Source organism: Streptomyces sp. NBC_01591 (assembly GCF_035918155.1).
Classification (GTDB): Bacteria; Actinomycetota; Actinomycetes; order Streptomycetales; family Streptomycetaceae; genus Streptomyces.
Map to the genome: position 1 here is coordinate 8085052 of NZ_CP109327.1, position 14167 is coordinate 8099218.

At 70.3% G+C, this 14167-nt stretch carries 11 protein-coding genes and 2 pseudogenes; 4 read left to right on the forward strand and 9 right to left on the reverse strand.

Features of this window, described 5'->3' with window-relative positions:
* The first annotated feature begins 69 nt into the window (after nt 1–69).
* Both OG978_RS37400 and OG978_RS37405 read left to right on the forward strand, forming a co-directional pair.
* A complete protein-coding gene (locus OG978_RS37400; RefSeq protein ID WP_326769476.1) occupies nt 70–1050 on the forward strand; it encodes a glycosyl hydrolase family 32 in 981 nt (326 codons plus the stop codon).
* Nucleotides 1047–2219 carry a serine hydrolase domain-containing protein gene (locus OG978_RS37405; protein WP_326769477.1) on the forward strand — a complete coding sequence of 391 codons (1173 nt, stop codon included), beginning with the start codon at nt 1047–1049 and terminating at the stop codon, nt 2217–2219. The genes OG978_RS37400 and OG978_RS37405 overlap by 4 nt, the downstream gene beginning before the upstream one ends.
* Nucleotides 2220–2328: 109 nt before the next feature.
* On the opposite strand, the gene OG978_RS37410 is transcribed toward OG978_RS37405, so the two are convergent.
* Both OG978_RS37410 and OG978_RS37415 read right to left on the reverse strand, forming a co-directional pair.
* A complete protein-coding gene (locus OG978_RS37410; protein WP_326769478.1) occupies nt 2329–2832 on the reverse strand; it encodes a universal stress protein in 504 nt (167 codons plus the stop codon).
* A gap of 6 nt (nt 2833–2838) precedes the next feature.
* Entirely contained in the window at nt 2839–4095 is a 1257-nt protein-coding gene (locus tag OG978_RS37415) for an SLC13 family permease (protein WP_326770276.1), read from the reverse strand.
* A gap of 407 nt (nt 4096–4502) precedes the next feature.
* On the opposite strand from OG978_RS37415, the gene OG978_RS37420 reads away from it, so the two are divergent.
* Nucleotides 4503–5297 carry a hypothetical protein gene (locus OG978_RS37420; protein WP_326769479.1) on the forward strand — a complete coding sequence of 265 codons (795 nt, stop codon included), beginning with the start codon at nt 4503–4505 and terminating at the stop codon, nt 5295–5297.
* Nucleotides 5298–5612: 315 nt separating this feature from the next.
* Here OG978_RS37420 and OG978_RS37425 read toward each other — a convergent pair whose 3' ends face one another.
* The 5 genes from OG978_RS37425 to OG978_RS37445 form a co-directional block, all read right to left on the reverse strand.
* Nucleotides 5613–6071, reverse strand: a complete 459-nt coding sequence (locus OG978_RS37425; RefSeq protein ID WP_326769480.1) for an amidase family protein — start codon at nt 6069–6071, stop codon at nt 5613–5615.
* A complete protein-coding gene (locus OG978_RS37430) occupies nt 5956–7347 on the reverse strand; it encodes an AMP-binding protein (protein WP_326769481.1) in 1392 nt (463 codons plus the stop codon). Before OG978_RS37430 ends, OG978_RS37425 begins: the two co-directional genes overlap by 116 nt.
* A 356-nt stretch (nt 7348–7703) precedes the next feature.
* Entirely contained in the window at nt 7704–8360 is a 657-nt protein-coding gene (locus OG978_RS37435) for a potassium channel family protein (protein WP_326769482.1), read from the reverse strand.
* On the reverse strand, nt 8357–9016 hold the full coding sequence (locus OG978_RS37440) for a potassium channel family protein (protein ID WP_326769483.1): 660 nt from the start codon (nt 9014–9016) through the stop codon (nt 8357–8359). Before OG978_RS37440 ends, OG978_RS37435 begins: the two co-directional genes overlap by 4 nt.
* A complete protein-coding gene (locus tag OG978_RS37445; protein WP_326769484.1) occupies nt 9013–10797 on the reverse strand; it encodes a cation-translocating P-type ATPase in 1785 nt (594 codons plus the stop codon). The genes OG978_RS37440 and OG978_RS37445 overlap by 4 nt, the downstream gene beginning before the upstream one ends.
* Nucleotides 10798–10826: 29 nt before the next feature.
* Between OG978_RS37445 and OG978_RS37450 the strand changes: the two are divergent.
* Nucleotides 10827–11219 (forward strand): annotated as a pseudogene (locus OG978_RS37450) (CBS domain-containing protein); the annotation flags it as partial.
* 202 nt (nt 11220–11421) lie between these two features.
* Here the strand turns inward: OG978_RS37450 and OG978_RS37455 are convergent.
* Nucleotides 11422–11880, reverse strand: a complete 459-nt coding sequence (locus tag OG978_RS37455) for a Crp/Fnr family transcriptional regulator (RefSeq protein ID WP_326769485.1) — start codon at nt 11878–11880, stop codon at nt 11422–11424.
* Nucleotides 11881–12214: 334 nt separating this feature from the next.
* Nucleotides 12215–14155 (reverse strand): annotated as a pseudogene (locus OG978_RS37460) (heavy metal translocating P-type ATPase); the annotation flags it as partial.
* Nucleotides 14156–14167: the final 12 nt, after the last annotated feature.

A 14167-nucleotide genomic window follows, 5' to 3' on the forward strand; every position in this document is an offset into this window, starting at 1 on the left:
CGCCCCTCCTCCGTCCCCCTCATCGGTCCGGCCTGCTCACGACGACAGCCGCAGCCACAAGGACAATGCATGACATTTCGCCTCGACCACGCCTGGGTGTGGGACTTCTGGTTCGCCGATGACGGCGACACCTTCCACCTGTTCTACCTCCACGCACCCAAGAACCTGGGCGACCCGGAGCTGCGCCACCGCAACGCCCGGATCGGGCACGCCACCTCCGTCGACCTGGTCGACTGGCAGGACCACGGACCGGTCTTCGGCCCCGGACAACCCGGCACTTTCGACGAGACCGCCACGTGGACGGGCAGCGTGCTCCGCGGACCCGACGGCGTCTGGCGGATGTTCTACACCGGAGCCCGCTTCCTCGACGCCGGGGGCAACGTCGAAACCGTCGGCCTGGCCACCTCCCCGGACTTGCACACCTGGACGAAACAGCCCGGGCCGCTCATCGAGGCGGACGGGCGCTGGTACGAGAAGCTGGGAGACTCCAACTGGCCGGAGGAGGCATGGCGCGATCCCTGGGTCTTCCCGGACCCGGCCGGTGACGGCTGGCACATGCTCATCACGGCCCGGGCCAACCACGGTGCTGATGACGACCGGGGCGTGATCGGGCACGCGACATCACCGGATCTTCAGGCATGGACCGTCCGGCCACCGCTCAGCCGCGTGGGCGCCGGCTTCGCCCACCTGGAGGTCCCCCAGATCACGACCGTCGACGGCGAGTCCGTACTGCTGTTGTCCTGCGACACTCCACGGCTGTCCGCCGCACGGCGCAAAGCCGGCCAGGTCGGAGGTGTCTGGAGTGTTCCAGCCGCTGCGGTCCTGGGCCCGTACCCGGTAGAGGACGCCACGTTGGTCGTCGAGGAATCCCTCTACAGCGGGCGCCTCATCGAAGACCGGACCGGTAGAACCGTGATGCTCGCCTTCGACAACTCCACTACCGACGGCGGGTTCGCCGGCTCGATATCCGACCCCATCCACGTGAGCTGGTCACCGGAGCGGCACGGCATCGTCCCCTTGGCCCTCCAGAGCAAAGGCACCCCGGAATGAGCACCCGCATCGAGGGCAGCACCGCCCCAGGCTTCGCGTCCCTCGCGGAAGCCTTCTCCACCGCTTTCACCGGCCATGACGCCATGGGCGCGGCACTTTGTGTCCGGGTGGCCGGCGAGACAGTCGTTGACCTGTGGGGCGGGATTGCCGACCCGCGCGACCGCTCGCCCTGGACGAAGGACACCACCAGCGTCATCTTCTCCTGCACCAAGGGCCTTGTCTCCATCCTCGCGGCGCGTCTCGTGCAGGACGGACTCCTCGACTACCAGGCTCCCGTCGCGACCTACTGGCCCGAGTTCGCCGCCGAAGGGAAAGAGAAGATCACGGTCGCCGATCTTCTCGCCCACCGGTCCGGGCTCTCGGCGCCACGCGATTTCCTGAACGTCGAGGACGTCATCGACTGGGATGGCGTCACGGGTCGCCTGGCAGCTCAGCAACCACTGTGGACCGCCGGCCAGGGGCACGCGTATCACGCCCTCACCCACGGCTGGCTCGCCGGTGAGGTCATCCGCCGGATCACCGGCAAAACGGTCGGCCAGTACTTCGACGAGCTCATCGCCGCACCGCTGCAGGCCGACGCGTGGATCGGCATCCCCCGCGGGGCGCGGCACCAGGTCGCCCATCTACGGGCCGGAACGAGCCTCACCGCGCTCGTCGCTCAACAGGCAGCGGCGCGCGTTGCCGGGGAGATCGACTGGACCGAGCGGGCCATGACCCTCGGAAACGCGTTCCCGTCGGAACTCGTCGACGCCACCAGCGGCTTCAACGACCCCCGTATCCAAGCGGCGGAGCTGCCGGGAGCGGGCGGCATCGCATCGGCCCGGGCGCTGGCCTCGATCTGGTCATCCACCGTGGTGGAGACCGACGGAGTGCGGCTGCTGGGCGCTGCCACGGTCACTGACGCCACGCGACCGCAGACCGAAGGCCCCCCGATATTCGGGGGACAACCCCCTTTTCCGCGGTGGGGCATGGGATTCCAGCTTCCCTCCCTCGCCCGCGAATTCCTCGGGCCCGCCTCCTTCGGACATGACGGCGCCGGCGGGCAGGTCGCCTTTGCCGACGCGACACACCAGGTCGGATTCGCGTTCCTGACCAACCTCATGGAAGCGGGGCCCGACCACCGCGCAACCGCGATCGTGGACGAACTCCGCCGCATCCTCCGCAAGTAACGCTGGGGGTGGTTGGTTGCGGTGGTGGGTGGTGTGTGGGCTGGGGTCTGGCCTCACCTACCCCGCGCCGTATCTCTCAGGTACCGGGCTGGCGGCCTGGATATAGCGGCTACTGGTGGTGGTGCGGCGGGTGGGGTGGTGGTGGCGGGATGGTGGTTGTGCTGGGTGCGGTCTCCGGCCAGACCAGCAGGACGGGGCAGGGGGCGTGGTCGACGATGAAGCGGCTGGCGGGGCCGAGGCTGCGGGGTCCGAGGTGGGTGCGGTCGCCGTCGCGGGCGAGGATGAGCAGGTCGGCGCCTTCGGCGGCGGTCACGACTTCCCGTTCGACGCGGCCCGAGCGTTCTTGCCGGGTGCACGGGCGTCCCAGCCGCTTGGCAGCGCTGGCCAGGAGCTGTTCGGCGGAGGCGGCGGCCAGGTGTTCCACTGCGGTGCCGGGGTCGCGGTCGGGGCGTGCGCGGCCCAGCAGTCCGGCGTAGGCGCCGTGCGCGGCGCCCGGCACCTCGGGGCCGGTGACGTGGAGCAGCACCAGGTCAGCGTTGGCGGGCGCGTGGGTGCGGGCGGCGTCGACGCAGGCGGGCCAGGTGCCCTCGACGATCCAGACGATGACAGTCACGGTGTTTCAGCCTCCGATCGTTTGGAGTGAGACCCACAGTGCCACCACGGAGAGCAGCAGGGCGGCGGGCACGGTGAGCAGGCCGAGCCGGGTGAACTCGCCGAGGCCTACGTCGGTGTCGTGTTCGCGCACGATGCGCCGCCACAGCAGGGTGGCCAGGGAGCCGGCGTAGGTGAGGTTCGGGCCGATGTTCACGCCGAGGAGGACGGCGAGGACGGCGCCCGGGCCGGTGGGGGCGGTCAGGGGGAGCAGGACCAGGACGGCGGGCAGGTTGTTGATGATGTTCGCCAGTACGGCTGCCAGTGCCGCGATGGCGAGGAGGTCTGGGAGTTCGGTGCCGAAAGGCACCAGGTGGCCCAGTACGTCCGCGAGGCCGTTGTCGACCACCGCCCGGACCACGATGCCCAGGGCCAGGACGAAGGCGCAGAACGGCAGGGCCGCGGCCCGGACGATCGCCGTGGGGGTGGTGCGGCGCTGGGCCAGGGCGCGGGCCGCCAGGACGGCCGCGCCTGCGGCCGCCGCCCAGGCCGGGTTGATACCGACCGCCGAGGTCAGGACAAAGCCCGCCAGAGTGCCCGCCACCGTGAGCAGGGCGAACAGAGGCAGTTCGCGGGGCTCGTCGGCGGGTGGGGCCTCGGCGCCCGCGTCCAGGTCGGTGGCGAAGAAGCGGCGGATCACCACGTACTCGGCACCGATGGCCACCAGCCAGGGCAGTGCCATCAACGCGGCGAAGCGGGTGAAGCTCAGGCCGCTGGCGGCGAACGCCAGCAGGTTGGTCAGGTTGGAGACCGGCAGCAGCAGCGAGGCGGTGTTCGACAGGTGGGTGCAGGCATAGACGTGCGGCTTCGCGCGGGCGCCCAGCCGGGCGGCGGTGGCGAACACCACCGGAGTCAGCAGCACCACCGTGGCGTCCAGGCTGAGCACTGCGGTGATCAGTGAGGCGGCTACGAACACGAGGACCAGCAGGCGGCGGGGCCGGCCGGCCGCCCGGCGGGCCATCCAGGCGCCGCACGCGTGGAACAGGCCCTCGTCGTCGCACAGCTGGGCCAGGACCAGGACGGCCGCGAGGAAGCCGATCACCGGGCCCAGCCGGGCGGCCTCGGCCGCCGCGTGGTCGAGCGAGATCGCGCCGGTGGCGATGACCAACCCGGCAGCGGGGACAGCCACGACGGCCTCCGGCCAGCCCCACGGCCGGATCACCGCGCAGGCCAGCACCGTCAGGAGCAGGGCGACAGAGAGTGCTTCTGCGAGTGCGGAGTTCAGCGTCTGAGCCTTTCTGGGACGGAATCCTGGCACAGCGGAACGACCGTACCGGGGCTGGCAGTGACTCGTGTCGAGCACGCCGAGGCTCAGCGAAATTTCAGAAAGAAAATGCGCTGTCGGACGGGCCGTGGTCGGGGCGGTCTTCGGCCCCACCCGGGAGGGCGAGACCTCGTACGCCACAAGGTTGTTGCCCCATCTGAGCCCCGAGATGCTGGTGTTGTGGGACCGGGGCTTCGACGGCAACGACTTCCTCGCCGCCGTGCACGCCACCGGCGCACGGGTCCTGGGCCGTATCAATCAGCGCCGCCGTCCACCGGTTCTGAAGGCACTCGCCGACTCCTCGTACCTCTCGGTCATCGGCGGCGTTGGGGGTACGCATCATCGAGGCCCGGGTGAGCGTCATCTGCATGGACGGCAGCACCTTCGAGGGCTCCTACCGCCTGGCAACCACGCTGCTGGACGCCCGCCGCCACCCCGCCGACCGTCTCGTGCACCTCTATCACGAACGTTGGGAGCACGAGAGTGCCTACTACGCGCTCCGCCACACCATCCTGCACGCACGGGTCCTGCGCTCCCACGATCCGGTCGGCGTCGAGCAGGAGATGTGGGCCCTGCTCACCCTCTACCAGCTTCTGCGCCGCGCCATGGTCGAGGCGGCGGAGTCCAGGCCGGGCACCGATCCCGACCGCTGTGGCTTCACCATCGCCTTCCAAACCGCTCGCGACCTGCTGGTATGCGCGGAAGGAGTCTTCGAGCAGGGGATCGGGGAGATCGGTCGGCGAGTCCTGTCGGTGCTGTCGCCCGCACGGCGGTCCCGTGTCAGCACCCGCAAGATGAAGTCACCCATCTCCCGTTACGCGGAAAGGAAATTGGACGGCCGACCCGACGGCAGCAAGGTCGTGACCTCGACGACGATCAACCTCCTGCCGCCCCCACCACCACAGCCCGCACTGCCCGCGACGACCGACCGGCAGAACACCGGCAATCGCATGGCACGTGTCCTGACCATCCTGCAGGCAGAGCCCGAACGGCTGTGGCGCTCACGAGAGATCGCCGAGCTCCTCGGCGACGTCACCCTCGTCGCCACCTATCGCCAACTCGCCCGCTGGACCGAGAGAGGAATGATCAAGAGAGTCCGCACGGGCCGCTACGCGGCAATCACACAGATGCCGAACCCCTTGCGTGATCAGCAGAAACGCTAAGGGCCTGCGGATCAACCTCAGGGACGGACATGGCCGGCCAGTGTTGTTGGCGAGCTGAGAGAAGGGGGCGGTCGCGAGGTTGGCAGTGACCTGGTCGGCCCAGAGCTTCGTCCTGGAGAAGGGGCCGAGAAGTCGAACTCGCAGCAGGAATTCACCCAACAGAACGGGTGACACGGGGGGTTTCCAGTTCCCCGATGCGTACAGGAGCCCGCGCCAGGGACGGCGTGAGCACCATGTCGTAGCGCTCGTGAAATGCCGTCAGCGCACGGGTGTGGTTGTTCCATCGCTGGTGTGCGGCCGTGTACGCGGGGGCCTTTACCACCCTTCCTGCGGCTGCGAGCAGGCGGCTGTCGAGTTCGATGTCTCCGGTACGGGGCCTGTGGTGCGTTGGATGTCCGCGATGGTGGTGGCGACTTCGACGGACCACATCAGCGAGAAGTCCTGGGCGAGCTGATGTCCGTCGATATCCAGCTCGACGGGCTCGACCTCATGGTCCAGTCCGGTGAGCAGGGCTACGGCATGCTCGACCGCCTCGTCGCCGACGGAAGTCCCGATCGGGGAGTTCGTCAGGTATCCGATGCGCAGTCGGCCGGGGTCTCGACCGACCAGTTGTGCATAGGGCTCGGCAGGGAGGGCGGACAGGTAGGGACCGCCCCTGTCAGGGATGGCCGTGAGGATGTCGAGCATTGCCGCGGTGTCGCGCACGGACCGGAAGATCACGCCCTCGGTCGCCGCGCCGAGCAGGTACTCGGCATGGTGCGGGCCGCAGGGCACCAGGCCGCGGCCCGGCCTGAGCCCGAACAGGCCGCAGCACGCCGCCGGAATCGTCCTCTGCGCGCTTCAGCACCGCAGCTTCCACGCCGGGCAGCGGACGGCCCATGGAGCCGGGGCGGATGTCGCAGGCGGCGAAGTTGGCGATCATGATGGCACCCGTCTCGGTCTGCCACCAGTTGTCGTGCACCGGCAGCCCGAGCACGTCCCGCCCCCACACCACGGCCTCCGGGTTGAGCGGCTCGCCGACCGACGCGATGAAGCGCAGCGCGCTCAGGTCGAACGAATGGGGCAGGTCGTACGGTCCAGTCCTCGGAGTCGTCCGCATCAGCATGCGCAGGGCCGTCGGCGCCGTGTACCAGACGCTCACCCGCTGCTCGGCGAGGATCCGGTACCAGCGGCGGGCGTCGTAGTCTCCCTCGTCCACCACGATGGTCGCGCCGTGCATGAGCGGTGCGACGATCCCGTAGGACATGCCGGTGACCCAGCCCGGGTCGGCGGTGCACCAGAACACGTCGTCCTGGTGGAGGTCGAGAGCGTAGAGCGCGGACGTGTAGTGGGCCACGGCCGCCTCGTGCACATGCACCGCGCCTTTGGGGGTGCCCGTGGTACCGCTCGTGAAGTGCAGCAGGGCCATGTCGTGGGGCGACGTCGGCGGGATCGTGAAGGTGTCGGCCGCGTCGGCCATCAGCGCGGCGAGAGAAACAGTGCCGGGCAGTTCGTCCGCGCCCTCGCCGACGATCAGTACGTGGCGCAGGGCGGCAAGTCCGTCGCGTCGCCCGGCGACCTTCCTGCGGTACAGCTCTGCGGTGGTGACCAGCACCTTCGCGTCGCTCAGCGTCACTCGTTGGGCGACCGGGTCCGGTCCGAACGCGGAGAACAACGGGCACAGCACGCTGGTGTTCTTCAGCGTGCCGAGAACCACGGTATATAGCTCGGGACACCGCCCCAGCAGCGTCACCACCGGGTCGCCGTGACCGATCCCAAGAGCGCGGAGCACGTTGGCGAACCGTGCCGTCGAACGGCTCAGGTCCGCGTAGGTCACGCAGGTCACGGAGTCGTCGCGCCCGACGCAGTGCAGCACGACCGCTGACGCACGGGGCGATGCCGCGTGCCGGTCCACGGCCTCGTGTGCGATGTTCAGTCCCCGCCCGCCGGGCAGCCCTTCCAGCCTGGCCCGTGCCTCCGACCACGAAAAGCCGGCACACTCCTCGTCGTAGTCGCCCAGATGGGGGGCAGTCCGAGGAGGAGTATCCTTCCGAATCGTCTCCCACCGCATGCCGGCCCCTCCTTCCTTCGGGCCTTCTTCGACTGGGCCTTCTTCGACCATCCGCCACGGGACGCTCCGCCCGCATTGGGTCGAACGGCCCCCGTACGTGGCCGGACGGCTCAGGCCCACCGCCGGCGCCTGCCCGAGACGGTGACGGGGTGCGTTCCCGGGTGGTGACGGGCATGGCGCCACGGCCACGGCCACGGCTCACGTTGCTGGGGGTGGGCGCCACGCCTCGTGTCGGGTTCGACGGTGGCCCTGGGCACGCCCCACACGGCGGACATGGACCTCGCTGAGCTGCGTATCCGCGCGCACCCGATCGCGTACATTCGAGCCGGAGCCGCGGCCGGAACGGCGCGGCGGGATCACTGGAAGGCCGCGTGAATCTCCCGCTCGGTGGCCTCGTGCGAGACGAGCAGGAGTTCGTCGCCCGGCAGCAACCGCACCTCGGGGCCCGGCACCGTCGGACGCCCGTCGCGGACGACGGTGGCCACGACCGTGCCGGCCGGAAGCGTGATCTCGCCCAGCGTGTGACCCGCCGCCCGGGAGTTCTCGGTGATTGCTGTCTCGATGACCTCGACGCCGGCCTTGCTGAGTCGCAGCAGCGCCACCGTGCCCGTGGCACCTGTGGCCTCCTCGATGAGAGAGATCAGCGGAGTGGCCGCGGGCACCGCGACGTCCACGCCCCACCGCCCGTCGAAGAGCCAGGCGTTCTCCGCGTCGTTGACACGCGCGGCCACGCGCGCCACGCCGAACCGGCGCTTCGCGAGCAGGCTGATGACGAGGTTGTCCTCGTCCCGGCCAGTGGCGGCGATGACGAGGTCGCAGGTCAGTGCGCCCGCCCGCTCCAGGAGTACGGGCTCGCAGGCGTCCCCGGCCATCAGGTGCACCGCGGGCAGGTCGCCGATTTCAGTGATGCGGTCCTCGTCGTGCTCGACGAGTGTGACGTCATTGCGCGCTGCGGAGAGCACCTGGGCAACCTGGGTACCGAGGCGGCCCGCACCTGCGATCAGGACCTTCACGTTCCCAGCTCCTTGTCCAGAAAGCCGCGCAGCCGGCCCAGAGCGGTGGCTGCGACGGCGAAGGTGACCAGGTCACCGGGTTCGGCCAGGACACCGTGGGCGGGCAGCAGTGAGCGGCTGCCGCGGGTGATCTCAACGACGCGGATCTCCCCGTCGACGTCGAACTCGGTGAGCGGCCGCCCGGTGAGGTAGGCCGGCAGACGGGAGCGGACCACCAGAGTCTCGCCGCTGCCGAAGGAGAGTTCCGGGCTGAGATGGCGGTGCAGAAGCATCTGGTGGATGCGGTTGACGGCCCACCGGACACTGGAGACCGTCGGGATGCCCAGCTCCCGGTAGATGTCGGCTCGGCGGGGATCGTGAATGCGAGCCAGGACGGTCGGGACCCGGTACGTCTCCTTGGCGGTTCGCGCGCTGACGATATTGCTGTTGTCCCCCGAGGTGACCGCGACGAAAGCGTCCGTGCGGTCGATCCCGGCCGCTTCCAGCACGGATCGGCTGAAGCCGTTGCCTGTGTGGAAGGCGCCGGGGAATCCTGGCGGCAGCAGCCTGTGCGCCTCGGTCCGTCGGTCGACGAGGCGCACGTCGTGGCCTTCGGCGGCGAGCTGCGTGGCGAGGGTGGCACCGACTCGGCCGCAGCCCACGATGATCACTCTCATCGTGTTTCTCCCTTCAGAGGCGTACCACGCCGCCGCAGCACCCATTTCCGTGCTTCCTCGGCGGCCAGCAACAGCGCCCCGAACGCGGCCAGAACTGCCCAGTCCGCAGCTGCCAGCGGCGCGGTGTTGAAGATCGCCTGGAGCGGCGGCGCGTAGCTGATGGCCGCCATCAGCCCGATTCCGAAACAGCCTGCGGCCAGCAGCCAGGGATTGGTCAGCAAGCCGACTCGGAAGACGCTCTGCCGGTCGGTGCGCACCGCGAGCGAGTTGAAGAACTGGCTGACGACAATGCCGGCCTGAACCATGGTGATCGCCTCCCGGTAGACGGGATCGCTCTTGGTGAAGTCGGCATACGGGATGCCGGAGGCGTGTATGTGCCAGAAAAACACGGCGCACACGCCGAGGGCCTGGATACCGCCGAGGAAGAGGATGCGGCCCATGACAGCTGTCGAGAACAGCCGTTCCCGGCGTGGCCGCGGCGGGCTGTCCATGACGTCGCGCTCCATCGGCTCGGCGCCCAGCGCCAGAGCGGGCAGCACGTCTGAGCCGAGGTCGATGGCGAGGACCTGCACGGCCGTGATCGGTACCAGCGGGAACCCGGCGAAGGTCGCCGCGAGGATCGGTACGAGTTCGGCGATGTTGTGGCTGAAGAGGTAGATCAGAAATTTGCGGATGTTCCGGTAGACCGAACGGCCGAGACCCACCGCCGTGGTGATGGAGGCGAAAGAGTCGTCGAGAAGCACCATCACCGCTGCCTCACGGGCGACGTCCGTGCCGGAGGCGCCCATGGCGATGCCGATGTTCGCATGCTTGAGGGCGGGCGCGTCGTTGGCGCCGTCCCCGGTGACGGCGACGACCTCGCCGCGCCGCTGCAGCGCGGTGACCACCCGCATCTTGTGCTCGGGGCTGACCCGGCGCAGCAACAGCTCGGTGGAGCTCGCCAGCAGAGCATCCAGGCCGCCGTCGTCCAGTGCGTCCAGCTGTGTGCCTGTCACCACGGACGGGGCTCGTCCCCGTACGATGCCGACTCGGCGGGCGACGGCCTCGGCGGTCAGGGGATGATCGCCGGTGACCATGACGATCCGGATTCCGGCCCGCCTGCAGGCATCCACCGCGTCCCGCACCTCGGGCCGGGGCGGGTCGTACATCCCGGCCAGACCCAGGAAGGTCAGCCCCGACTCGGCGTCCCCGAGCGGCGGGTGCGGGCCGTCGACCTGCCGTCGGGCGACCGCCAGCACGCGCAGGCCCTGCCCCGCCATGCCGTCCGCGGCTGCGGTGATCTCTGCACGGCAGGCGTCCGTCAGTGGCTCCCGCGCGCCTTGCCGGTCGACCGCGTCGCAGCGGGCGAGCAGCTCCAGTGGCGCGCCCTTGACGTACGCCAGGTAGCTGCCGTCGAGGTCGCGGTGCACGGTGCTCATCAGCTTGCGAACGGAGTCGAACGGATGCTCCGCCACCCGCGGAGTACGGGCCTCCTCGGCCGCCGGATCCAGGCCGGCCTTCATGGCAGCCACCACCAGGGCCCCCTCGGTGGTGTCGCCGAGCACCCGCCAACCGTCCCGGCCGGTCGGCGGCACCAGTCGGGCATTGCTGCACAGTGCCGCTGTCCGGAGCAGCTCCCGCACAGGTCCGGCGTCGGTGACCTCACCGACGGGTGCGTATCCCACTCCGGCGACGGAGTGCGGCACACCGTTCACCCACAGCTGGACGACGGTCATCTCGGCCTGGGTGAGCGTGCCCGTCTTGTCGGTGCACACCACGCTCGTCGACCCGAGCGCCTCCACCGCGAGCAGTTGCGGCGCCGCGGGACGTGATGGACGTGCCCGCCGCCTCCCTGCGCGACGATCTGCCGTACCGCGACATCGCCCGCCTCCTGGCACGCGAGCAGGTCGGCGCGATTCCGGTCGTGGACGACGAGGACCACGTGGTCGGCGTCGTCTCGGAGTCCGATCTGCTCGCGAAAGTCGCCTTCGAGGCCTCCGGCCACCGGGTCGGGCGCATCGGCAGGCTGCGCGAGCGACGCATGCACGGCAAGGCCTTCGGTGAGACAGCGGCTGACCTCATGACGAGTCCCGCGATTACGGTGCTGCCCGGCGCGACCGTCGCCGAGGCCGCTTGGCTTGCCGCACTGTCCCGGCTGAAAAGGCTTCCGGTCACCGACCGCGGGGGCCGCCTGGTCGGTGTTGTACGCCGTAATGCGCTACTGCAGGCTCTCATCAGGGATGACGCCGAAATTCGGGCGGAGGTCGTGGCCAGGATCGAGTCATGCTGCCCGCCCGGCGACCGGAAATCCGTGGAGGCGGCCGTGCACGACGGCCGGGCGGGCGCGTGTGGCCCCGGGGGCGTCATCGTGTTACTCACCCGGTGCGGTCCGATGTGTGTACCGTCCTCCTGCGGAGAGCGGGCCGTCACGTCAGGCCACCGCTGCCGTAGGGGGCATAGAGGTCGAGCAGCCGGACCCGGGAGGCGTGCAGCCGATGGGCGACCACCCGGCCGACCCAGACCGCGATCGCCCGGCCGAACTCGGGGTTCTCGGAGCACATCGCCCGGACCGCCTCTGCATCGAACTCCCAGGCCCGTACCGGGCTCATCGCCTCGGCGCCCAAGTGCCAGGTGAAGGGCGGGAAGTGCCAGGACCAGCCGACCAGTTCACCGCGACCGATCGACTCGATGACGGCGGGACGACGACCCGGCACATGCAGGTCGAGGGCGACGGTGCCGGTGCGGATGATCCAGAAGCGGTCGGCGTGCCGGCCCTCCTCGAACAACCGGGTGCCGGCATCGAAGGAGACTTCGCGGGCGAGCCGCATCAGGTGGTCGCGGTGCTCGGTGGGCAAGGCAGCGGTCATGGAGGTGGGGGAAGTCATCACACCGGCTCCCTTCGTGGTTCCTGCTTCCAGCGTGAGTGCATGCGGTTCCCGCCACCACGGGCCGCTCGGATCCGACCAGGGCCCATCGGGCCATGCGAGCCGCCCCGGCCGCCTCTGCCCCTCTACGTCCGCGGCGGGTACCGGCATGTCCAGGCCACTCGGCGGCCGGCACACGGCAGCCTGGTCGCTCGCCCGCTGCCACGGTGCACCGGCCGGGTGGTGGGCTACCCAGAAGCGGGATCGAATCCAATTGCGACGCTCTGCGCCAGGGCCACAGGCCCCCTGGGCGCCAATGCGGTGCGGAGCAGGGGAGTGCCGGCCCCGGTCGGCCTTACTGGGCCAGCGAGAAGTAGTTCTCCTCCTCCTGCGTGAAGTGCAGGCGGAGGACCGTGTGCAGCCCGTACAGGCAGCAGCGCAGGTCGTCGAGCTGGCCGGGGGACAGGCCGCCCTCGGCGTGGGCCAGCCGCAGGTGGGTCGCGATGCGGCGGGAGAGGCGTTCGATCTCGGTGTGGGCACGGCTCATGGTGGCCGTCGACTCCGGACCGCCCAGGGTGGGCGCGAGTGCGGGGTAGAGCTCGTGCTCCTCGGCATACTCGTGGGGAAGCAGCCGGTCGGTGAGCAGACGATGTGCCCCTTCGACGCCAGCCAGAGCCTGTGGGCCAGGACCGTCCGAGAGATCGTCTGCCGCACCGCGCACCGCTTCGAGCACGTCCTGGAGGTCGTCGTGTTCCGATGCGAAGCGGTGAATGAGTTCCTCGGCCGCGGGTGTCAGCGCCGGCCGCGCTGTCCGGTCCACGCGCAGCGCGCGCAGGGCGTTCAGGATGACCGCCACGTCAATGGCCTCTTGGAGCAGGGCCCCAGCGCGGGCGGCAGCAGGCTGAATGCGGCAGCGGCCATCGCCGCCAGGGACATCGCCATTCCGCCCAGAGCGCTCTGCACGGCGATCCTCCGGGCCCGTACGGCGACGAAGACGGCGTCGGCGAGCCGGTCCACCCGATCGGCGGTCAGCACGATGTCGGCCGCCTCCGACGAGGCGGTGGAGCCGCGAGCACCCATCGCCACACCGATGTCCGCTGCGGCCAGCGCGGGGGCGTCGTTCACGCCGTCCCCCACCATGACGGTGACCGCACGTTCGCGTTCGGCCTGTAACACGGCGACCTTGCCGACCGGGTCGAGCCCGGCGCGGACGTCGTCCAGGCCGAGGACGGCACCCACTTCGCGGGCCGGTTCCGCGCGGTCGCCCGTCAGCATCAGCAGCCGCTCGATGCCCGCGGCCCTCAGATGGCGCAGAGTGCGCGCGGCGTCATGGCGCAGGGGATCCCGGAGGAGCACCGCCCCCACAGGACAACCGTCCACGGCCAGCCAGGCCACCGCGGCTCCGTCGAGAAGCGCACGGTTGTCCACTGCCCTGGCCCGGCGGGCGGGCGCCGGGCACATCGAAGCGGCCGACGGAGAGCCGGTGCCCGTCCACGATGCCCGAAGCACCACGGCCGGGCTCCTCTGTGACATCGGACGGGACGGACAGGCCCAGCTTCCGCTCGTGCGCACTGTCGACGATCGCCCCGGCCAGAACATGTGGTGAGTACTGGTCCAGCGACGCGGACAGCCTCAGTACCTCCGTCGGCTGCCACACGGGTGCGGCGAGCACATCCACGACGCGAGGCCGGCCGCGGGTGAGGGTGCCGGTCTTGTCGAGCAGCAGGGTGCGGGCGCGGCCCAGGTTCTCCAGGGCGCCACCGTCGCGCATGACCACTCCCAGGCGTGAGGCTCGGGAGAGCCCGGAGACGATGGCCACCGGCGCGGCCAGCAGCAGCGGACACGGGGTGGCGACCACCAGCACCGCGACCGCCCGAACCGCCGAGCCGCTGAGCAGCCAGGCCGTTCCCGCCACCGCCAGGGTGAGCGGAAGGAACCAGGCAGCGTAGCGGTCGGCCAGCCGTACCACGGGCGCGGACTCGGCCCCGGCCTGCCTGGCCAGTCGCACGATTCCGGCGTACGTGCTGTCCTGCTCGGTCGCCGTGGCGCGCAACTCGAAGGCACCGCCGGCGTTGACCACACCGCTGCGGACGGTGTCGCCTGCTGGCCGTCCGACGCTCAGGGACTCGCCCGTGAGTACGGACTCGTCGAGGTCGGCCGCGGTGCCCTCCACCCGCCCGTCCACCGGGACTACCTCGCCCGGACCCACGATGAGCAGGTCACCTGTGGCGACTTCGCTCAGCGCAACCGTGGCGACTCCAGCCGACGTCCGGCGTCGTGCCGAGCGGGGAGCGTGGCTCTGCCACCA